This is a genomic window from Pseudomaricurvus hydrocarbonicus, assembly GCF_011602365.1.
GTDB lineage: Bacteria > Pseudomonadota > Gammaproteobacteria > Pseudomonadales > Cellvibrionaceae > Pseudomaricurvus > Pseudomaricurvus hydrocarbonicus.
Genome location: NZ_JAAONZ010000001.1, coordinates 149538 through 169877 on the forward strand (window position 1 = coordinate 149538; position 20340 = coordinate 169877).

Here is a 20340-nt window from a genome sequence, read left to right on the forward strand (position 1 = left end):
GTAAATCATCATGCCTTTGTTCTTGGAACTGAATGATCTGGGTATCCGCTGCTACCATCAAGGCGAACTGCTATTCCAGAGCCCTGGCGTTGCCATTGTGGATAAGCCAATGCTGTTTGGTACAGACGCCTGGCACGCCAGCCGTAAAAAGCCCCTCAATACTCACTGTCAGTTTTGGTCACAACTCAATACAGACCCCATCCACAGCCATCACCCACAAGTGCGGCATAATGCAGATTTGGCCTATTTGCATTTACAGCATATAGAATCGCAATTACCCATCAATTTTGCAGATCAGGAAGTGATTTTTTCTCTGCCTGGCTCTACTCCCCGTGAATCACTGGGACTGTTGCTGGGCATTGCCCAGCAATGCGGTATGAACACAGTGGGACTGGTGGACAGTGCGCTGGCATCGATGATCAGGCACGTCAAAGACCAGAAACAATGGCATTTGGAAATGTATTTAAACCACTGTGTGTTAACGGAGCTGACACTTTCTGACAACCGTTTACAAAGGACCAACGTTGAGACCTTCAGCGATCAAGGTTGGCTGGACTTGCACAATCAACTGTTGCGATATTTCAGTGAACTGTTCATTCAACAGACACGCTTCAACCCTCGCCACGGCGCCGATTCGGAACAGTCCCTGTTTGATGCGATCCCGCTATGGCTGCAGGAATCTGTCAACACCGATACGCTGGAATGTGAACTGGAAGGTTACAGCATTAAGTTGGACACCAAAGCCTTGCGGCAGTTTGTGCAAAACTTTATGCACCCCTTACACCAACAACTCCGTCATACTCCCAACCTTTATTTAGGCGACCGGCTGGCCCAGTGGGCGGCTATATTAATCCACCCCATCAACGCCAGCCCAGTCACCGAGCGGGAAACAGCCTCTGCATTACTGACCATCAGTCAGCAACTTGCGTCATCCCCGGAGGGGGTACGCTTTATCAGCAGCCTGCCCTGTGAAGCCGTTACGCCAGTTACCGAAACCAGACCAACGGCTTCCCATTTGCTCTGGAAGCATCATGCATACCCGCTGCACGGGCATTATTCACTCAGTCTTCAAGGTGACATGGTCCGCGGTGAACACGCTCAGGCACTGCTGACCCTCAAAAACGGTGTCATTGAGGCGGACGCCGTACATGCTGACAGGCTCACCTTAAACGGTAGCGCCTGGAACCTGGACTCCACCGCTCAGGCCGAATACCCCTTCCTGTGTGGCGACTCGCTGCGTGTCAACGACCTAAAGGCTGAGCTGATGTTCATCCGGGTGGAACGTTAAATGGCCAAAAAACGTCGCTTTACAACGTTTAGTCTGTCTTTCCTCGACATCATGTCTTGTGGCTTTGGTGCCGTTGCGCTTATCTTTCTGATCATTAAACACGATGTGGACAACCGCATAAAAGTAGAGAACCAGGACCTGCTGTCTGAAGTCAGCTTGCTGCAAGAAGATATTCAAGACGGTGAAGAAGGTATGGTGCGTGCCCGCAACACCTTGTCGGCTTTGGACCAACGTCTGGCCGATGCCGACGGACTCGCCACGCGCATCAGCCAGGATATTGAAGCCTCCCGCTCCCGACTGGAAGAACTGATATCGGATCAGGACGACGACTCCATCGAATCCCTGGAGCAAAAAGTTCGTCAGTTACAATCTCAAAAAGACGAACTGGAAAGAGTTCAGCAAGACAAAGGCAATGACGTTCGTCAGTTCATTGGTCAGGGTAATCGGCAGTACCTCACCGGTATGAAATTCGGCGGCTCGCACATCCTGATACTGCTGGATGCCTCGGCCAGTATGTTGGACGAAAGCATCGTCAACATTATTCGGCGCCGCAATATGCCTGACGGCATCAAGCGCAACGCCGAGAAATGGCAGCGTTCCATGGCCACGGTGGACTGGCTGAGCTCGCAATTTCCCGGCGAAAGCCTCTATCAGATATACACCTTTAATACCGACGTCACCTCGGTTCTTAAAGGGTCTGAAAACAGCTGGCTCAAAGTCAGTGACGGCGCCCAACTGGAACAAGGCATTCTCAATTTGAGAAAAACCGTACCTGAAGGCGGTACCAGCCTCGAGCGGGTGTTTCAGGCTGTCAGCCTTCTCAATCCGCGCCCGGACAATATTTATCTCATTACCGATGGCTTGCCCACTCAGGGTCTGAGCAAGCCCAGAAAAAATACCATCAGCGGGCCGGAACGGGTCAAACTCTTTAATAAAGCGGTAGGTCTGTTACCTGACGGCATACCGGTCAACGTTATTTTGGCCCCGATGGAAGGTGACCCGATGGCCGCAGCTGCCTTTTGGCAACTGGCCCAGATTACACAGGGGTCGTTTATCAGCCCATCCAAAGACTGGCCTTAAGCAGCGACAGGCGTGAACCCCCGCAACTGACCGCATAGCCCAACAAGGAATTGCACGGTGAGAAAACGCAGAGACCAAGAAGAGTTTAACATGTCCTTTCTGGACGTGATCTGCTGTGGATTCGGGGCCATTGTACTGCTGTTGATGATCACAAAAACGGTACAGCCCCTGGTCGTTGAGCAATCCACGATCAATGCCGAAGGCCAGATCAAGGCCTTGCAGGAACAGCTCTTCACGTTGCGCGGTGAGACCCTGGTGCTGAATCGCGACCTGGACGCCAAACACGAGCAGCTCTCTGACAAGCAAAAGCGCATCGCGATCCTGAAGAGCAAACTGAAGCAAATACAGGCCGACTTTGCCGCCATGACCTCGTCATCCTCCACGTCAGAAAGCAAACGCGGCGAGTTGTATAAGGCCATGCAGACACTGACGGCTGAAATGGAGCGGCTGTTAGGCAAACAACATCAGCGTCAAAACAGTGTCATCGGCGGCATTCCGGTAGACAGTGAATACATTATTTTTATCATTGATACCTCCGGCAGTATGTTCAACTACAGCTGGGAGCGAATGATGCAAGAGCTGATCGCCACGCTGGAAATTTACCCTCAGGTTAAAGGTATCCAGATCATGAATGACATGGGAGACTATATGTTCTCCAATTATCGCGGTGAGTGGATTCCCGACACACCCGGGCGGCGGGAGATCATCATGAAGCGTTTGCGGCGCTGGAACCCCTTCAGCAACAGTAGCCCGGTGGAGGGGATTCAGCGCGCGGTGCGCCAGTTTTATGATCCCAATAAAAAAATCAGCCTGTATGTCCTGGGAGATGAATTTACGGGCCGCTCAATTCAGACCGTGGTCCAGACCGTAGACCGCCTGAACAAGGAACGAAAGCCCGGTGAACGCATGGTGCGCATCCACGCAGTGGGCTTTCCGGTTCAATTTTCCCGCCCGGCTCACTTGCAAACCACCGGGATCCGGTTTGCCGCCCTGATGCGGGAATTAACCTATCGCAACGGCGGAACTTTTGTTGGATTAAACGACTTTCGACCCTAACGTATTGTCGGTTTTCAACTAAACTGGAATTGCTATGGACAAGAAAACACTGTCTGGACATGTACCTGATAACAGAGTGCGGATTTGTGAAAGTCAATCAACACGCGAGCGTGCAGGCCGGAGTGACAACTCACCCGCCGTTGTTAACTGCGCCACACACACCTACTGAGAGACGATGACCATGAAGTCTGTCACCAAAGTGGTACTTCTGGGCCTTTTAAGCCTGCTCTGGGGCTGTACCAACAATATGAAGGTCACCGGCACTTTCCCCAAGCCCCTGATTGCATCGCTCCCGCAGCCCGTTGGCATCATTTATGACAACGACTTTCGAAATTACGTCTACACCGAAACCAGTGACGACCGGGGTAAATGGATCATTGATGCCGGGGCGGCTCAGGTGGATTTATTCAACACTGTCATCCCCGAACTGTTTGACTACGTTGAAGAATTGACCGCCATTCCGTCTGCCGACACGCCCGCCAATGTGAAATTGGTCCTCTACCCTAAAATCATCGATTTTCAATATTCGGTACCTCGTGAAACAAAATTCACCATTTACGAGGTCTGGCTTAAATACAATCTCAGCGTCTACGACGCTCAGGGGGCAATGGTTGCCGACTGGATACTGACCGCCTATGGAAAAACACCAACGGCCTTTATGCAGACAGACGAAGATGCCATGAACGCTGCGATCATGGTGGCCCTGCGCGATCTCGGCGCCAACCTCTCCATCGGTACCCGCCGGGTTCCGGAAATCCGCGCCTGGCTGGAAAGAAATACCCCCAATGACCCGTCATTAAAAGCCGTACAACCTATACAGAGCACTGACGTTAAGGCTCCCACCGTCATGTCGCCGAAGTCTGCACAAAAGACGCCCGCCCCGAACGGTTCCATACCCATCCACACCGCCCAGCATCAGGAGTGACGTGCATATGACTCTTTTAATTCGCACTCCACAAACCCAACCTCAGCATGGCACACTCTCGCCGCTGCTCATTCTCTCAGCCTTGCTGGTGCTCCTTCAGGGGTGCACCTCGATCACTATCGATGAATATCACGCGCGCGAACATCAGTCCATAACCGCCGGAGAACACGTCGTCGTGCTGGGGCGTCGTCATTCCAATGACTACGAAACCGAACCCGAGTTGATTGAGTGCATCGGGGATATACTCGACGACGACAACGAAGTGATTACGGTCATTCCCGAAAAGCAATTTGTGGATGCCCTCTACCCCTGGTTTGAACCCCGCACGGCCCCCATGCGGGTCAAAGATATGGGTCGACTGCTGACCCGTGAAGACGTCGCTGAAACCATACGCAGCTACCACATCCGGTATATTATCTGGGTGGACGGCAACACCGAAACCACCAGCAGCAGCGGCTCCATTGGCTGTTCTATCGGTGCCGGTGGCGCCGGCTGTTTTGGATTTGGCACCTGGGATAAGGAGTCCGATTACGAGGCCGCCATCTGGGATTACCAACATTTGGAAAACATCGGACAAATCAGTGCGGACGCCTCAGGAACCTCTTATATGCCCGCAGTGGTCGTCCCCATTCCGCTGATCGCTCGAGTACAACGCAACACCTGCGAAGCAATGGGACTGCAATTGCGGAGTTTTTTGAACCCCACTGAAAAAGCCCTATGACTTGCCTCCTTCATCGTGTCCATCCACAAAATAAACCCTATGACACTAACAGGGGACTGGCGCCTAAAAACAAACACATCGGAAAAGGACAGTCTGAGCCGCCTCCCCCACCCTGAAACTGGCCGCCCGTCTAGCCGATTACCTCGGGCTGCCTTTACCCACAGTCTGCGCGACACCTGAACAATCATCGCCCCCAACATTGGACCCAAGAGAAACCTGATACTCACCACCAGCGTAAAATGACCATGTCAAACAAAGCGAAAAGAGAAATTTATATGAACATACGTGCCATTACTCTCATACTCATCAGTGTGTGCCTTTTGAGTGTAACCGGCTGCGCCATCAACCCTGCCAGTGGTACCCCCGACTTTGTGTTTATGAGCGAACAGGATGAGCTCGAACTGGGTAAGGAATTGCACGAGAAAATCATCGCTTCTACCCCGATTTATCAGGATGAAAAACTGGCCGCTTACATTGATGACATTGGACAGAAGCTCGTCAAAAACAGCCACCGGCCAGACCTCAAATACACCTTTACCATCATCGACAGTCCAGACATCAACGCCTTTGCCTTGCCAGGCGGCTATATTTACGTCAACCGCGGCCTGCTGAGCTATCTGGATTCCGAGGCCCAACTGGCCGCGGTTATGGCCCACGAGATTGGGCACGTCACAGCACGACATTCGGTGAAACAGGATGCTGCCCGAAAAGGCTCCAGTGTGGTCACGGTTTTGTCCGTGTTAACCACCGGCAGCAGCGTCATCGGGGATGTCACCGATTTATGGGGAACCGCCGCCGTGATGGGGTACGGGCGTGATATGGAACTGGAAGCTGACAGCCTGGGCGCAGAATACCTCTACAACACGAACTATAACCCCAAGGCCATGATTGAGGTGATCGGTGTCCTGAAAGACCAGGAGAAGTTCTCACGCCGTATGGCTCGCGAGACCGGCAAGCAGGTCGCCACCTACCACGGCGTCTTTGCCACTCACCCGCGCAACGACGAACGTCTTCAGGAAGTCGTCGGTAAGGCTGGCGACCTGTCCAAAGACAAAGCCGGGAGCGACAATCGGGATCAGTATCGCGAAGCCACAGAAGGCTTGCTCTACGGCATCAATTACAACCCCAAAACGGCCAAAACCGCTGAAAACAACACCTACAGCCACAGCAAACTGGGCTTCAGCATTGACTTCCCCAAAGGCTGGGAATCTGAAAATCAACGCCAACAGATCCTGTCAAAAGCCCCGGATGGCCATGCCCGGATGAGCATTCAGGTCGATCTGCTACGGCAACCGGTCGCGCCCGATGTGTACATCCGCGAGGTGCTCGGTATTCCTTTTTTGCAACAATCTGAGCCCTTTACCCAATTCGGCCTTGTCGGGCATACCGGCATTCAACCGGCGGGCGACAAGCACCAATACCCTACCCGCATTGCGGTTATTTACCAGGGCCGCCGTATTTACATCATTCGCGGTGAGGTCAGTGGTCCGGCCACCGCTACTGAAGCCGCCACGGAGGAAAATGCCCCCCCCCAAAAAACGGATGACGAACAGTTTGTCGCCAGTATTCACTCATTTCGCCCCTCCCGGACAGCTCGCCGTGTCGCCGGAAAAAGTAAAAGCCTGCATTACGTTAAAGCCAATGAGCGCACCACCTTCAAACGTCTGGCTGAGCATGTCGAGCTGGGCAAATACGCCGAGGCACAATTGCGCCTGCTGAATGGCTATTACCCCCGTGGAGAGCCTCAGGTTGGCGAATGGATAAAAATCGTCCGATAATGGTGGCACTGTTATGCCCCGGTCATACCGGCTTTCCCCGGGCTCAGAGTTGAGCATTAGCCGGGGTATTTCTATATTAGTAAGCCGTGAGTCTGTCGCTCCGTAAAAACCGTACCTTCAGACCGCATGCTCATACTGAGCCCCCGTGAACTCGAATCTACACAGCGCGGTGGAGCTGTGAAGAGCTGATTGGGAGCTTGCGCTCAGTGACCAATGGTAGGCGAGCAGTCAGCAAAAGAAGAGGCTCGACGCTATCATTTAAACGTTTGTTTAAATATAATCTTGAGCCGTAAGGTCAAAACCTGACCACACTGGCTCAAAAATTGAATAACAAAATTTGTTGACCATTTAAACCAACATCCAAGTTGCGGTGACGCACCTAATGAATTGGCGATGTCGGCCTCATATGGCGACCTCACGAGAGACCAAGGGAGAAAATGAATGCACAGTACGATGATGAATACCCCTCTGACGATCACTTCGTTGATGGAATTTTCAGAGAAAGTGCACAGCGCGGCCGAAATCGTTTCCGTCACTGCAGACAACCCTAACCACAGCTACACCTACGGTGATGCCTTCAAACGAGTGCGTAAACTGGCCAATGCGCTGGAAAGCCTGGGGGCAAAGCAGGGTGACTGTATTGGCACCCTCGCCTGGAACGATTACCGTCATCTGGAACTGTATTACGCGATTTCCTGCTCTGGTATGGTTTGTCACACGATAAACCCACGCCTGTTTCCAGAACAACTGGAATTCATTGTTAACCATGCTGAAGATCGCTGGATTTTTCTGGATGTGGCCTTTGTGCCCATTATCGAGAAAATTCAGGACCTGATGCCTAATGTTGAAGGCTTTATTGTCCTGACAGACGAAGCGCACATGCCCGAAACCACGCTGCGCAACGCCCTGTGTTACGAAACCCTCATCGCCGACAAAGCCGATACGTTTGCCTGGCCAGAACTGGCCGAAACCACCGCGTCCGCCATGTGCTACACCTCCGGCACCACAGGCAACCCCAAAGGCGTGGTCTACGATCACCGCTCTACCATCCTGCACGTTTATGCCAGCTCTTTACCGGACGCCATGAACCTGTCCGCCCAAGAAGTGGTGATGCCTATCGTACCGATGTTTCATGTCAACGGCTGGGGGCTGGTGTATTCCGCACCGATGGCTGGCGCGAAGATGGTGATGCCTGGACCTAAGATGGGCGACGGAGAAACCCTCTGTAACTTGATTAACACCCATAAGATCACCTCATCCGCCGGTGTACCTACCGTGTGGCTGGCACTGTTGCAGTATCTGGAAAAGTCCGGCGAGAAAGTTCCCAGTTTACAGCGCCTGACCGTGGGTGGAGCGGCTTGCCCTCAAGTCATCATTGAAGAGTTTGCCAGCAAACACAGCGTTGAAGTTCAGACGGCCTGGGGCATGACCGAAATGAGCCCACTGGGTACTTACAACCGCCCCAACCCGAGTGAATTTGAGTTACCCAAGGATCAGTTTCTCGCCAACCGCCTGAAGCAGGGGCGCCCGGTCTTCGGGGTCGATATGCGCATTGAAGACGAAGATGGCAACGCTCTGCCGTGGGACGGTAAATCCTCAGGCTCCGTTAAGGTACGTGGCCCCTGGATCACCAAAAGTTATTATAAAATGGAGACCGGTGGCGCCGATGAGAACGGCTGGTTTGAAACCGGCGATGTTGCCTGCATGTCACCAGACGGCATGATGCAAATCACCGATCGCACCAAAGACGTTATTAAATCTGGCGGCGAGTGGATTTCCTCCATCGATCTGGAAAACTGTGCGGTTAACCACCCCAAAGTGGCTGAAGCCGCCGTTATCGGTGTCCCCCACTCCAAGTGGACTGAGCGGCCCCTGTTGTTAGCCATCTTAAAAGAGGACCAAACCCTCACCGAAAAAGAAATGCTGGAATGGTTTGACGGCAAAGTGGCTAAGTGGTGGATCCCGGCAGATTGCGTGTTTGTTGACTCCCTGCCGCACACCGCTACCGGAAAACTCAGTAAAAAAGACCTGCGCGAAGAGTACCAAGACTTTAAATGGAGTGACGAGTAACCCTCGGCCACCCGCTGCTGCGGTCACGCAACACCCCAAACGCCCCTTCTGGGGCGTTTTTTATGCCTGCCTGTTACTGCGCCCGGGATTCTCCTACACTGTTGCCGCCGGATCCCGCAAAATGGCGGCCACGGCCACCACAAACGCATGACAAAGAAGAACGCTGCAACCCCAAGGCTGCACACAGCAAGACGTCAAAAAGCCACGATCACAAGGACCTCCTTTGGACATTCAAACACTCCTGAAAGACCTCTTTAACGCTCACCAGGCGTCCCCCTGCGCAACACTGCAAGAGCTCTGGAGTGGCTATGGCCGCATTGTCCGATTTAAGCTCACCGATGTTCAAGGCAACCCCTGCCACCCTGCCAGTGTGGTGGTTAAGCTCATTCAACCGCCGACGGAATCCAATCACCCCCGAGGTTGGAACACCACTCGCTCACACCAACGCAAGCTGACCTCGTATCAAGTGGAAGCTCACTGGTATCAGCACTGGGCCAACCACTGCAACAATCAATGCAAAGTGGCCCACTGCTATGGCGTATTTGAAGAAAGTGCAAGCAACAAGACCTGCATCATTTTAGAGGACCTGGATCTCAGCGGATTTGATCTGCGCGCCGACGACCTCGCCCAGGACATAGACACAACCCTGGAGCTGTGCCGGGCCAGCTTGCGCTGGCTGGCCCGTTTTCACGCATCCTTTTTGGTTTCAACAGGACCACAATCCCCCCCAGCGGCAACGCCACAGAATGAAGAAGAGCGTAACGGACTGTGGCCAATAGGCACCTACTGGCATCTGGATACCCGACCGGATGAATGGGAGCGCATGGCAGACTCACCGCTCAAACAGCGAGCCCGCGCCATCGATCAACGCTTAAACAGCTGCAGCTACACAACGCTGGTGCACGGCGATGCGAAAGTCGCCAACTTCTGCATTGACAGCAGCGGCACGCACGTGGCCGCGGTCGATTTTCAATACGTCGGTTACGGCTGTGGCATGAAAGACGTGGTTTACTTGCTGGGCAGCTGCTTAAGCGAACACGAATGTGAACACTATCATCAAACATTGCTGAATCACTACTTTCAGGCACTCAGACAAGCCGTAGCCAGCAATCCACAGCTTAAAGACACCCACAAGGATCGACTGGAGCGGGAGTGGCGGGAACTGTTTGCCTTCGCCTGGGCCGATTTCCATCGTTTTATTTTAGGCTGGTCGCCGGGGCATGACAAAAACAATCGCTTCAGCCAAAAAATGGCCGATGAGGCACTGCATCAACTCAACTACGACTGACGCGGTGTGGCTTTTGCGCGGATACTACTGCCCTATTGAACGCTTTCCTTTCTGCGTTGATTGGCCTCAATCATTAACCCTTCGACGTTATTGGCTTTTTGCAGAGCATCCATTTGCTGTTTAGGAATCACTCCCGTGGGCTGGGCATCGGTTTTGGTGTCGCAACCGACAAAAAAGAACGCACAGACGAAAAAGGCAATATACAGAAAAAATCTCATCGTTTTACTCTTATTATTTTAAAATCAACTTTTCAACTTTCACCGTGTTCACGAGTTACTTCCGGTGCCGAACGGCTCGTACAGATCTTCATGCAAGCCACCTCTTTGGCCCCCTTCCCAAGAGTCACTGACCTCAAACAATCGCCCCTCTCCTGCCAATATTACCAAACACACCATTGATGAATCCCTTATGCCTGCCTTACAGGTTATGGCTACCATCACACAATGGCTGAGTGAGCGTCTGCTTACACCCACAAAAGTACACTCTTGTGGTTGCCGTGGCCAGGTATTGTATCGGTGTAATGCCGCTGCCCCTGTGCGACCCATCACAAAAAAGGCTGAGTGCGGCTTAAACCGCAGGCACACCAAAAGTACTGCTTGCCTGTTTCAACATCCACAGGAAAAGGGGTATCAGATGCTCTTACCGGTTTGTTCATCGCACACCTCCAACGTTCACTCTCAAGTCTGCTTAAGTATAGGAAACTCTCGCCCAGCCATGAGTGCGGCGATGGCTGAACGCTAGAGGCTAACAACATGTCGACTTTAGCGGCTATTGGCGGGTGAGGCCTGCTGCAGGGATCAGCGCCGACAATCACCTCGAGGTTTGAACTGATCTCTTCGGCTGTTCAATCCCACCCGCGAATTCTCAACAACGCATTAATGGTCGACGTTTCAAAACGGTATTTCACACACTCAGCAGGGTTGCCTCCGACAATTCATCGGCTCTTTTTCATCTGGGCTGGGTCCATACATAGTGAGCACCTCAAACTGTGTAAAACTGGCCAAGCACCTTGCAGTTCAAGTTTCTATCGTGTCCGCACCATGGCCATATCCTGAGACAAAAAAAAGGCCGTTTACAAACGGCCTTTTCAACCAGCGGCTTACCGCGTCACCTTTTCACCAGACCAACGATAAACAGTAAAACGCCCGCCCCCACCGTTGCGGTGATAATGGAGCCAATCAGGCCTCCTGCCGACACCCCCAGGAGACCAAACAAGAAACCACCGATCACCGCTCCGATAATGCCAACAATAATATTGCCGATCAGGCCAAAGCCACCACCAGCCATCAGGTTGCCCGCTAACCAGCCGGCAACCGCACCAATGGCAAGAAAGATAATCAATCCCGTTACATCCATATTCCACCTCTCATTGTGAAACTGCATCTTTAACAGCATGCAGACAAATGCCGACACCACGAATGAAAGTGCACAGTGCCGGCGACCCTGTACACTTTATGACTTCTTCCTGTCTGTTTTCAGTTGCCTATCCGTCCTGCCTTTTTCTGTCTTGCCAATCCTTATGTTGCCTCACAACGATGCAATGTCGGAGTTGTTAAGTTGGGGCTATTGAATCAATCGCGTGCGAAGCCGCTGGATAACATTGTTTGCTGTTGCCCGCACACCGGCGTCTGCCAAAACTTCACTCATGCCCAAATAAGAGCACACTAGCGGGGGCTAACCTCATAGGGGTTGCCACCCAACGCGTTAGAAATATCGGTAATGGCCTTTTGAGCCCGCACACTGTTGCCTGCCGCATCCAGCGGAGGCGAGATCACAGCAATACCAAACTTACCCGGCGAGACCGCGATAAGCCCCCCGCCGACGCCACTCTTAGCCGGCAACCCGGTCTTATACAGCCATTTACCCGAATCATCGTACAAGCCTGCCGTCGCCATCACGGCCAGAATTTCAGGCACATTCTCGGATTGAACAAGCGGCTGGCCGGTCACGGGATTTTTACCGGCATTGGCCAACGTTGCCGCCATCATCGCCAGGTCTTTTGCCGTCACCCCAACTGAACATTGCCGCGTATAAATATCGGTGGCCTGTAAGGGATCCCCATTGATATGACCATAGGCATACATCAACATGGCCAGGGCCTGATTGCGCTGATTAGTGGCCGCTTCCGATTGATACACATCGTCCAGCACAGTCAGCTGCCGACCGGCAAAATCACTGTAGTAGCTGAGTATGGAATGCCAGATATCGGCGGCGTCTTTCCCTTTCACCATACTGGTGGCTGCAATCGCTCCAGGATTAACCAGCGGGTTCATTTCTGCGCCCTGGTGTTGCTCAATGGCATTGATGGAATTGAATACCTGACCGGTTGCGTCCACACCCATATTGTCATAAATCGATAACCTACCGGACTCTTCCACCACCTTGGCCATGGTAAAAACTTTGGATATCGACTGAATAGAAACCTGGGTATTCAAATCACCCGCTGAATAGAGTTTTCCGTCAGTCGTGATCAAAGCAATACCAAAGAGCGCAGGGTCCACTTCGGCCAATGCTGGAATATAGTCCGCATTGGCGCCATCACTCAGTGACCGATAATCTTGATAGGCTTTATCCACCGCCGCCTGGATCTGGGTATCGTCAGGCAATGACGCTGCCACAACCAGGCCATTCATCAGCAGGGCCCAGATAGCAGCGGTGACGAACTGAATCGTTGCGTGAATCCGTTTAGTCATGCGCGCCCTCATGAATGAAACCTGTGGATGAACCCGCGTTAATCACGCGACAGGGCATTGATTGAAATAAAGATGCATCTGGCACCGGTCACAGAGCTGCCCTTCTTTCATCGTTGGCACGAATCTGACGGGTTTACCCAGCGGTAGAGTCAATCAGTATAGTCAAGATATGAGAAGCGAAATGAGAGGCAAGCAGAAGTTTTTGCAGTTCAGCAAAAGTTATTCATATGGCCATTATTTATTCAGCAACAAGGCGCCTTCAATGGGGAAAAAAGTAGAAGCGGCTGCCACCAAAGCGTCAGCGGTCAACGCTTTGACGCCGTAAACATCGACCTTGACACCGTATTTGTCTTTTAACCGTTGCACCAGAATATCAAAATCGCCGTCGCCAGAAACAAGCACCACTCGATCAACTTCCTGAGCGTAATCCAGCCCGTCAATCGCAATGCCCACATCCCAGTCACCTTTTGCAGACCCATCACTTCTTTGAATAAAAGGTTTAAGCTTTACTTCAAACCCTATCGCTCTGAGGATGTTCTGAAATTGTTTCTGTTGGCTGTCGCCGCGATCGATGGCGTACGCAAAGGCGTGCTTAACTTCACACCCGCTCGTCACCTGCGCCCAAAAAGCGTTGTAATCAAAATTACAGCGAAAAGTTTGACGGGTTGTATAGTAGACGTTTTGAACGTCGACCAGGATCAACAGTTTTTCCATTTAGATGTGAGTATCCCTTTTAAATAACGGTTTACAACAGTGTGGCTGCGTAGTCTTCAAGAGCCGTTAATACGCCATGCTGTTGCGGCGTTAACTCTCGCTCTTCACGCAGCGCAGCGGTTCGCTGATACAGTTCACTGAGAGTAATGCCCGCGCCAGCCTCCGGGTTCGTCAACCAGTCTTGACGCCATTGTTCATAGTCCTGCAACTCATCCGGCGAAAGGCTCTGTGGAAAGTAACGGGCGCGATAACGCAGTAACATCGCCGTCAAACGGTCGTCTTCAAACACAAAATGTTGAGCAGCAAAGGTATCCGCATCGGCATGGCGCACTCGTTCACACGTGTACTTATCGCCATCCTTTAAAAACCCGCCATACAGTCGCTGCTCAGGGTCAACCGGTTCTGAAAAACTTGATCCGCCATACACTTTTTGTAATTTTTCTTTCAACTGCACCGCGTGCAATTGTTGCCAATGACGTTCGCACAAGGCTTTATCAATTTTCAGGCGCTCAGCGGCCGCATCATCCAGCAATTTGACGGTGGTCAACACCGGGCACTTGTTCAAGTGCACCAATTTAAGAGGAACCCGTTCCTCTCCTTCAGCCAGATCTGCGGTTGGTGTGTACAATTTTTCCGCCAACTCTTCCGCTGACAGTTTGATCAGAGGCTCTGGATTCACCGATAAATTACACACAATGACGGCATTCTTGTTGGTCGGGTGCATGGCCAAGGGTGCGACAATGGCCGCGCACCCATTGTCGGCGGAAAACATCGAAGAAATATGCAGCAGAGGCTTGCGATTGACCACATCGATCAGCGCCGTCACTTTTTTCTTGCTGCGCAATTGATAAATGTGATCATACAGAGCCGGCTGCCGGTCTTTAATCAGTTTTGCCACCGCGATGGTTGCGTGTACATCCGACAGCGCATCGTGTGCGGCTTCATGGCCAATGCCATTGGCTGCCGTAATGTGCTCCAGCTTAAAACTGGGTTTGCCATCTTCGTGATTGGGCCACTCGATGCCATCCGGGCGCAAAGCACGGGTTAACCGCACCATATCGATGATGTCCCAACGGGAGTTGCCGTTGCGCCACTCACGTTCGTAGGGGTCATAAAAATTGCGATAGAGGGTGTAGCGGGTCACTTCATCGTCAAAGCGCAGTGAATTGTACCCCACTCCACACGTACCCGGCATGGACAGTTCAGCGTGAATGGCCGCGATAAATTCGGGCTCGCTCAGGCCTTCAGCCAATGCTTTTTGTGGCGTAATCCCGGTCACCAAACACGCTTCGGGTTTCGGTAAAACGTCCCGGGTTGGTTGACAATAAATCACCAGGGGTGCGCCAATGATATTGAGGTCTTCATCCGTGCGAATACCGGCAAACTGAGACGGCCTGTCTTTTGAAGGTACCTCGCCCCAGGTTTCGTAATCGTGCCAATACAGGGTTTTCATCGTTGAACTGCGCCTCCCCCAGCTTCCATTCAGAAGACACAGTGTACATAACGGAGATGCGAGTAGCGAGTGGCGAGTGGCGAGTGGCCACCCCAGGGTGCCTTCTCTTGCTGCGCAATTCACCTTGTAGTGGCTAGTAATTATAAAGCCGGAAACCCAGACTATAGCAAACCCTGCGAGGCTTTATTCTTGTCCTCGCTTCTACTCACTCGCCTCTCGCCACTGCCCTTAATGAATATACTGGTAGTATTCCACGCTATCGGGTGTGCAGCAGAGGGTCATGGACTGATCCTGATCCAGCAGGGAGAGAAAATCTTCGCCCTGCATGTGAATCACGCGCTTGTGATCACCGGCTTCAAAATAGGCATCCTGCAGGTCTCTCAGGCAGTGATCCCAAAGAACCGGCAACTCAAACGCCTGGCCCAAGGCGGGAACAGCACCTGGCTCACAGCCCTCCAGAAGCTTTTCAACCTCTTCTTCCGTCGCCAGGCGGTGCTTATGGCCGGTTTCATTATCAATCCAGCTCAGCACCAGAACATGCGAAGCGGGCAACAGGCACATCAAAAAGTGCTCCCCATTCCACAGCACCACGGATTTCACCATCTGTGAGGGTGAAATATGTGCCATGTGGGCGGTTTGCATCGCAGAGAATGACTGTGGGTGTTTCAGCGTTTCAAACTCCAGCTGATGCTCTGCCAGATAGGTTTCTGTGGGTAGAAAATTCATCACCATACCTCCTGCGTTGCTATGAAAGAAGTATAGTTCGCGGGGAGGCAAACAGAGGCCTAAGAGCGTAATACTCTAACAGCGCATCAAGATAGACAAGAGTGATAAGGGGCGTAAACCACGCCGAAAGCGTTGCTGAATAGCCAGCAGTCACAGGGCCTGCGGCTATTCAGCGGGGGGTGGACCGGATTAGCCTAATACGTCACTGGCCACATGGTATTTGGGGTCTTCCAGCACGTTGACTTCACACAGGCTACCGGCTTTTTTAAGCAGGATGCGACATTCGGGGCTCAGGTGGCGCAAATGCAATTTGGTGCCGTGGGCCTTGTATTTTTCTGCCAGGGTATCCAGAGCTTCGATCCCGGAATGATCACTGATGCGTGAGCGCTTGAATTCAATCACCACATGCTCAGGATCGTTGGGAATATCAAACAACTCTTTAAAATTACTCACAGAACCAAAGAAGATCGGACCCCGCAGGTCATAAATCTTTTGCCCGTTTTCATCAATGGTGATTTCGGCCTCGATGTGCTGGGCGTGTTTCCAGGCAAACACCAGCGCCGAGACGATAACGCCAACGACCACCGCGATCGCCAGGTCGAAAAAGACCGTCACACCCGACACCAGCACAATGATGAAGGCATCGGTAAACGGCACTTTGCGCATGATGCGGAAAGAAGACCATTCAAAAGTCCCCAATACCACCATAAACATGATACCGACCAGCGCTCCCAGCGGGATCATTTCGATAAATTGAGCCCCAAACAGAATGAACGCCAGCAACACCAAGGCGGCGGTGATGCCGGACAAACGTCCGCGGCCGCCAGAGTTAATGTTGATCATAGACTGGCCAATCATGGCACACCCGCCCATGCCTCCGAAGAAGCCATTGGTGGTATTGGCAATACCCTGACCAATGCACTCACGATTGCCCTTACCCCGAGTATCGGTCAGCTCATCAATCAAGGTCAGTGTCAGCAGGGACTCAATCAAACCAATCGCCGCGATGATCACCGAGAAAGGCAGAATGATCATCAGCGTTTCCCAGGAGAAAGGCACCATCGGGATGGCGAAGCTCGGCAGTTCACCTTTTAGCGTTGCGCTTGCTGCCTGATCCGCTGGCAGCATATCACGCACATAATCAATGACGGTGCGAGCGTCCAGGTCCAGTCCAACGACCAGCAGAGTGACAACAATAATGGCCACCAAACCGGACGGTACAGCGGTGGTCAACTTGGGCAGAAAGTGCATGATGAGCATGGTCAAAAAGATCAGCCCACCCATGATGTACAGCATTTCGCCCTGCATCCAGGCCATGACCCCATCGCTGACTTCCACTTTAAACTGCCCAAGCTGTGCCAGGAAAATGACAATGGCCAGACCGTTGACAAAGCCCAACATCACCGGGTGTGGCACCATGCGGATAAACTTTCCGAGCTTGAATACCCCGGCCAGAATCTGCAACAGCCCCGCCAGAATGACGGCGGCAAACAAATACTGAACACCGTGGATCGCCACCAAAGAGACCATCACCACCGCGGTAGCGCCAGTTGCCCCGGAAATCATGCCCGGACGACCACCAAAGATCGACGTCAGCAAGCCCATCATAAAGGCCGCGTACAAACCAACCATTGGCTCAACACCTGCCACAAAGGCAAAGGCTACAGCTTCCGGCACCAACGCCAGAGCAACAGTGAAACCCGACAGTACATCGTTTTTCACATTATTTTGTTCAGAAGTTATCAGCTTAAACATCAAAGTCTCTCAGGGAGCATGGGCAGAACGAAAAAGCAGCGATACTAGCAGATAGGGACTGCCACTCCAACCCGTGGCTATATTTCATACAGTCAGGCTAGACTAAATAAAATTACCCAGTGAAACAAGCCGGAGGGGGTCTGTGCGAGGTTTAGACAAGACTATAAACAGCTGAAGACAGAAGCCGCGATAACGACTCAATAACCTAAAATACCGTCTCCAGCTACTTCGGGAGAATGCACCAGATAGTCCCGCAATTTTTGGTTGGTCTTGCAAAGACGACGACAGGACTCGCGGGCAATATTGAGGATCAACATGGAGAACAGCTCCTTATCCTTTTGGTACATTTCTTCCAGAGCCTCTCCCGACAGCACCAGCAAATCGGATTTCTCCATGGCGATGGCGGTAGCAGAGTGAGGCTGAATGCCGATCACCGAGGTTTCCCCAAAACAGGTGCCCGGTACGAGTTCGGCTTTCAATCTCGGCTCCCCCCCCACATCAAACACCAAATCCACCTTCCCCGTTTCCACAATGTAGATGTACGACGCACTGTCGCCTTCTGCAAAGATGGTCTCACCCGGCTGGTAATGAACCAACTTCAGACGCTTAAAAATCTCATAGAGCTGGGGCTCGGACAACCCCCCCAAAATGGAGATTTTATCGAGGATTGGCAACACCTTTTCCACCTCCATGAGAGGCTCTCTGGGAATATGCTCGGTCATGCCACCACCTCCTGGATGGGTGAAATGATCACTATCCAACATCTGTTATGCCGCTTTTATCTTGCGACGCACAGGACTTCATAAACTTCCTGCTTCTTAGACAAAGGTAGTCGGGATTTCTTCGGATGTCAGTAGACTACTTGGCTCCTAACAACTCAATCTTATAACCATCCGGATCTTCCACGAACGCCAGAATCGTAGAGCCGTGCATCATGGGTCCGGCTTCTCGAACCACTTTACCCCCTCCGGCACGGATTTTTTCACAAGCGGCGTAAACATCTTCTACCTCAATGGCAATATGCCCATAGGCTGTCCCCAGATCGTAACTGTCCGTTTCCCAGTTATGAGTGAGTTCCAGTACGGTGTTTTCGGCTTCATTGCCATACCCCAAAAAAGCCAGGGAAAACTTGCCCTCGGGAAAGTCATTTTTGCGCAACAATGTCATGCCCATGATGTTGGTGTAAAACTCCAGCGAGGCGTCTAAATTACCTACTCGTAACATGGTGTGTAATAATCGCATGGGCGTTCTCCTTCAGACTGTCAATGATCTATTCAGATGAATGGTGATGATGGTGTTGCGGCTGGTCAGAGCCTTCAGCGGGTAAAGAGCCGTCAGCGGATAAAGAGCCGTCAGCGGATGAAGAGCCTTCAGCGGCTGTAGTAGATGATGAGCCTTCAGCGGCTGTCGATGAAGAACCTTCTGCGGGCGCCGACAATGAACCCTCAGCGTCCCCATCATTGTCAGCGGCCGACATCGGCTGAGCGGCATCCGCGCCCGGCTCATGGTTCCTGTGAGCGTCATGGTTCATATGAGCGTCATGATTCATGCTCCCGGAAGGCTGCTCTGCCATGGGGTGATTGGTATGGTCGGCATGATTCACATGCTGCGCCGTACCCCAGATGGTCCACAACCCAAAACCGATGATGAGCAGGGCCATCAGCGTGCGCAGCCCCTGCTTTTGCATGATCGCTTTGATTCTTTCGGCGAACACACCACTGGCCAATACCGCCGGCAGGGTGCCGATACCGAACGCCAGCATGACCCCGGCAGCGCCAACCACACTGGCTTGCACCAGGGCATAGGCCAGGGCCGTGTACACCAGACCACAGGGCAGCCAACCCCACAAGCCCCCCAATAAAAACGCGGAAGCAGGAGTTTTAACCGGCATTAAGCGACTGCCCAGCGGTTGAATCCGTCGCCATAACACCGCACCCGCTTTTTCCAGGTACGTCAGGCCACGCCACCAGCTCGCCAGGTACAACCCCATGGCAATGAGCAGCACCCCGGCGATAATCCGCATGATACTGAGCCCCTGCCCTGTTGACAGCTGATACCCCAGACCACCGGCCAGCACTCCAATCAAAGTATAACTGGTGATACGTCCCAGATTATAAGACAGCAAAATTCGCCAACGCCGACCCGGCTCACTGGCCGGCACGGAAAAGCTCAACGCCGCCATGATGCCACCACACATACTGATACAGTGGCTGCCCCCCAGAAAACCAATAATCAATGCTGACACATAGGGAACAATTTCTGGCGATGAAAGATAGGCTAGCAAAACAACGACTCAGTTAAAGGGAGGAAAGTAACAACAAACAGAATGATGCATTCCGTGCCAACGGTAAAATGGCGACAATTATCGGCTTTTTACCGGCGTCTCGACCGTGTCCGGCTTGGCGATGGCACGTTGCTCCGCAACCGCGCCTTGCGGCCCCTCTGAATCGTCTGTCGCGAGTGATTCGTGCTCCGGGGCAGTGGGCCTTGAAAGCGGCTCCTCATCAAACAGGATCCGATGGCCTTCCGTGTCCAGATCATCGTATTGGCCACTGTTCACCGCCCAGTACAAAACCCGAACGGCCAGTACCAGAAATATCACTGCGATGGGGATGAGGAGATAAAGACTTTCCACGGCGATTCCTATCTGGCAAGTTGCAACGCTTCAGGCTGCTTCAACGCTGGGCTCTTGCAGCGTTGGCGTATTTCAATTTAGGTCTGGATGAACTCGGACAGCCCTACCTGAAGGCGGTGTCCCGCAAGGCACTGACCCGGCTATTGTCCCGTTTATGG

Annotated in this window: 19 protein-coding genes; 8 read left to right on the forward strand and 11 right to left on the reverse strand. The window is 52.5% G+C overall.

Annotated elements, in window-relative coordinates:
- Positions 1 to 10 precede the first annotated feature (10 nt).
- From G8770_RS00590 to G8770_RS00625, 8 genes are all read left to right on the forward strand, one after another.
- Complete coding sequence (locus tag G8770_RS00590; RefSeq protein WP_167180681.1) at positions 11 to 1288, forward strand: hypothetical protein; 1278 nt, start codon at positions 11 to 13, stop codon at positions 1286 to 1288.
- Positions 1289 to 2368 (forward strand): vWA domain-containing protein, encoded by a 1080-nt coding sequence (locus tag G8770_RS00595; protein ID WP_167180684.1) that lies wholly within the window; start codon positions 1289 to 1291, stop codon positions 2366 to 2368.
- Between the two features lie 90 nt (positions 2369 to 2458).
- Positions 2459 to 3424: a vWA domain-containing protein gene (locus tag G8770_RS00600; protein ID WP_208021962.1), complete on the forward strand. Its 966-nt coding sequence runs from the start codon at positions 2459 to 2461 to the stop codon at positions 3422 to 3424.
- A 175-nt stretch (positions 3425 to 3599) separates the two neighbouring features.
- On the forward strand, positions 3600 to 4349 hold the full coding sequence (locus tag G8770_RS00605; RefSeq protein WP_167180687.1) for a hypothetical protein: 750 nt from the start codon (positions 3600 to 3602) through the stop codon (positions 4347 to 4349).
- A 7-nt stretch (positions 4350 to 4356) separates the two neighbouring features.
- The gene (locus tag G8770_RS00610; RefSeq protein WP_208021963.1) at positions 4357 to 5070 is read left to right on the forward strand and encodes a hypothetical protein; all 714 of its coding nucleotides are present in this window, start codon (positions 4357 to 4359) and stop codon (positions 5068 to 5070) included.
- A 275-nt stretch (positions 5071 to 5345) separates the two neighbouring features.
- Complete coding sequence (locus G8770_RS00615; RefSeq protein ID WP_167180689.1) at positions 5346 to 6848, forward strand: M48 family metalloprotease; 1503 nt, start codon at positions 5346 to 5348, stop codon at positions 6846 to 6848.
- A 441-nt stretch (positions 6849 to 7289) separates the two neighbouring features.
- A complete protein-coding gene (locus G8770_RS00620) occupies positions 7290 to 8918 on the forward strand; it encodes a long-chain fatty acid--CoA ligase (protein WP_167180692.1) in 1629 nt (542 codons plus the stop codon).
- Positions 8919 to 9141: 223 nt separating this feature from the next.
- Positions 9142 to 10206: a phosphotransferase gene (locus G8770_RS00625; RefSeq protein WP_167180694.1), complete on the forward strand. Its 1065-nt coding sequence runs from the start codon at positions 9142 to 9144 to the stop codon at positions 10204 to 10206.
- 32 nt (positions 10207 to 10238) lie between these two features.
- On the opposite strand, the gene G8770_RS00630 is transcribed toward G8770_RS00625, so the two are convergent.
- The 11 genes from G8770_RS00630 to ccoS all read right to left on the reverse strand — a co-directional run bounded on the left by G8770_RS00630 (position 10239) and on the right by ccoS (position 20182).
- On the reverse strand, positions 10239 to 10424 hold the full coding sequence (locus tag G8770_RS00630) for a hypothetical protein (RefSeq protein WP_167180696.1): 186 nt from the start codon (positions 10422 to 10424) through the stop codon (positions 10239 to 10241).
- 889 nt (positions 10425 to 11313) lie between these two features.
- Positions 11314 to 11562: a GlsB/YeaQ/YmgE family stress response membrane protein gene (locus tag G8770_RS00640; protein ID WP_167180698.1), complete on the reverse strand. Its 249-nt coding sequence runs from the start codon at positions 11560 to 11562 to the stop codon at positions 11314 to 11316.
- Between the two features lie 308 nt (positions 11563 to 11870).
- Positions 11871 to 12899 carry a glutaminase A gene (gene glsA / locus G8770_RS00645; RefSeq protein ID WP_167180700.1) on the reverse strand — a complete coding sequence of 343 codons (1029 nt, stop codon included), beginning with the start codon at positions 12897 to 12899 and terminating at the stop codon, positions 11871 to 11873.
- A 234-nt stretch (positions 12900 to 13133) separates the two neighbouring features.
- Entirely contained in the window at positions 13134 to 13613 is a 480-nt protein-coding gene (locus G8770_RS00650) for an NYN domain-containing protein (protein WP_167180702.1), read from the reverse strand.
- 31 nt (positions 13614 to 13644) lie between these two features.
- Complete coding sequence (gene sbcB / locus G8770_RS00655; protein WP_167180704.1) at positions 13645 to 15066, reverse strand: exodeoxyribonuclease I; 1422 nt, start codon at positions 15064 to 15066, stop codon at positions 13645 to 13647.
- Between the two features lie 228 nt (positions 15067 to 15294).
- Complete coding sequence (locus G8770_RS00660; protein ID WP_167180706.1) at positions 15295 to 15792, reverse strand: aminoacyl-tRNA deacylase; 498 nt, start codon at positions 15790 to 15792, stop codon at positions 15295 to 15297.
- Positions 15793 to 15981: 189 nt separating this feature from the next.
- Positions 15982 to 17547 carry a SulP family inorganic anion transporter gene (locus G8770_RS00665; RefSeq protein WP_167180708.1) on the reverse strand — a complete coding sequence of 522 codons (1566 nt, stop codon included), beginning with the start codon at positions 17545 to 17547 and terminating at the stop codon, positions 15982 to 15984.
- Between the two features lie 197 nt (positions 17548 to 17744).
- Positions 17745 to 18269, reverse strand: coding sequence for a cyclic nucleotide-binding domain-containing protein (locus G8770_RS00670; protein ID WP_167180710.1), 525 nt, complete (start codon positions 18267 to 18269; stop codon positions 17745 to 17747).
- Between the two features lie 136 nt (positions 18270 to 18405).
- A complete protein-coding gene (gene gloA / locus G8770_RS00675) occupies positions 18406 to 18789 on the reverse strand; it encodes a lactoylglutathione lyase (RefSeq protein ID WP_167180712.1) in 384 nt (127 codons plus the stop codon).
- A gap of 28 nt (positions 18790 to 18817) precedes the next feature.
- A complete protein-coding gene (locus G8770_RS23990; protein WP_243760209.1) occupies positions 18818 to 19831 on the reverse strand; it encodes a sulfite exporter TauE/SafE family protein in 1014 nt (337 codons plus the stop codon).
- Positions 19832 to 19909: 78 nt separating this feature from the next.
- Positions 19910 to 20182, reverse strand: a complete 273-nt coding sequence (gene ccoS, locus G8770_RS00685; protein ID WP_167180714.1) for a cbb3-type cytochrome oxidase assembly protein CcoS — start codon at positions 20180 to 20182, stop codon at positions 19910 to 19912.
- Positions 20183 to 20340 lie beyond the last annotated feature (158 nt).

What these genes read in the sequence shown, in the direction of transcription:
- G8770_RS00630 (WP_167180696.1), bottom strand. Translation starts at nt 10,424, where the DNA reads ATGAGATTTTTTCTGTATATTGCCTTTTTCGTCTGTGCGTTCTTTTTT.
- G8770_RS00610 (WP_208021963.1), top strand. Translation starts at nt 4,357, where the DNA reads ATGACTCTTTTAATTCGCACTCCACAAACCCAACCTCAGCATGGCACA.
- G8770_RS00605 (WP_167180687.1), top strand. Translation starts at nt 3,600, where the DNA reads ATGACCATGAAGTCTGTCACCAAAGTGGTACTTCTGGGCCTTTTAAGC.
- G8770_RS00600 (WP_208021962.1), top strand. Translation starts at nt 2,459, where the DNA reads ATGTCCTTTCTGGACGTGATCTGCTGTGGATTCGGGGCCATTGTACTG.
- G8770_RS00595 (WP_167180684.1), top strand. Translation starts at nt 1,289, where the DNA reads ATGGCCAAAAAACGTCGCTTTACAACGTTTAGTCTGTCTTTCCTCGAC.
- G8770_RS00590 (WP_167180681.1), top strand. Translation starts at nt 11, where the DNA reads ATGCCTTTGTTCTTGGAACTGAATGATCTGGGTATCCGCTGCTACCAT.
- G8770_RS00660 (WP_167180706.1), bottom strand. Translation starts at nt 15,792, where the DNA reads ATGAATTTTCTACCCACAGAAACCTATCTGGCAGAGCATCAGCTGGAG.
- G8770_RS00615 (WP_167180689.1), top strand. Translation starts at nt 5,346, where the DNA reads ATGAACATACGTGCCATTACTCTCATACTCATCAGTGTGTGCCTTTTG.
- G8770_RS00650 (WP_167180702.1), bottom strand. Translation starts at nt 13,613, where the DNA reads ATGGAAAAACTGTTGATCCTGGTCGACGTTCAAAACGTCTACTATACA.
- G8770_RS00665 (WP_167180708.1), bottom strand. Translation starts at nt 17,547, where the DNA reads ATGTTTAAGCTGATAACTTCTGAACAAAATAATGTGAAAAACGATGTA.
- gloA (WP_167180712.1), bottom strand. Translation starts at nt 18,789, where the DNA reads ATGCGATTATTACACACCATGTTACGAGTAGGTAATTTAGACGCCTCG.
- glsA (WP_167180700.1), bottom strand. Translation starts at nt 12,899, where the DNA reads ATGACTAAACGGATTCACGCAACGATTCAGTTCGTCACCGCTGCTATC.
- sbcB (WP_167180704.1), bottom strand. Translation starts at nt 15,066, where the DNA reads ATGAAAACCCTGTATTGGCACGATTACGAAACCTGGGGCGAGGTACCT.
- G8770_RS00620 (WP_167180692.1), top strand. Translation starts at nt 7,290, where the DNA reads ATGCACAGTACGATGATGAATACCCCTCTGACGATCACTTCGTTGATG.
- G8770_RS00670 (WP_167180710.1), bottom strand. Translation starts at nt 18,269, where the DNA reads ATGACCGAGCATATTCCCAGAGAGCCTCTCATGGAGGTGGAAAAGGTG.
- G8770_RS00640 (WP_167180698.1), bottom strand. Translation starts at nt 11,562, where the DNA reads ATGGATGTAACGGGATTGATTATCTTTCTTGCCATTGGTGCGGTTGCC.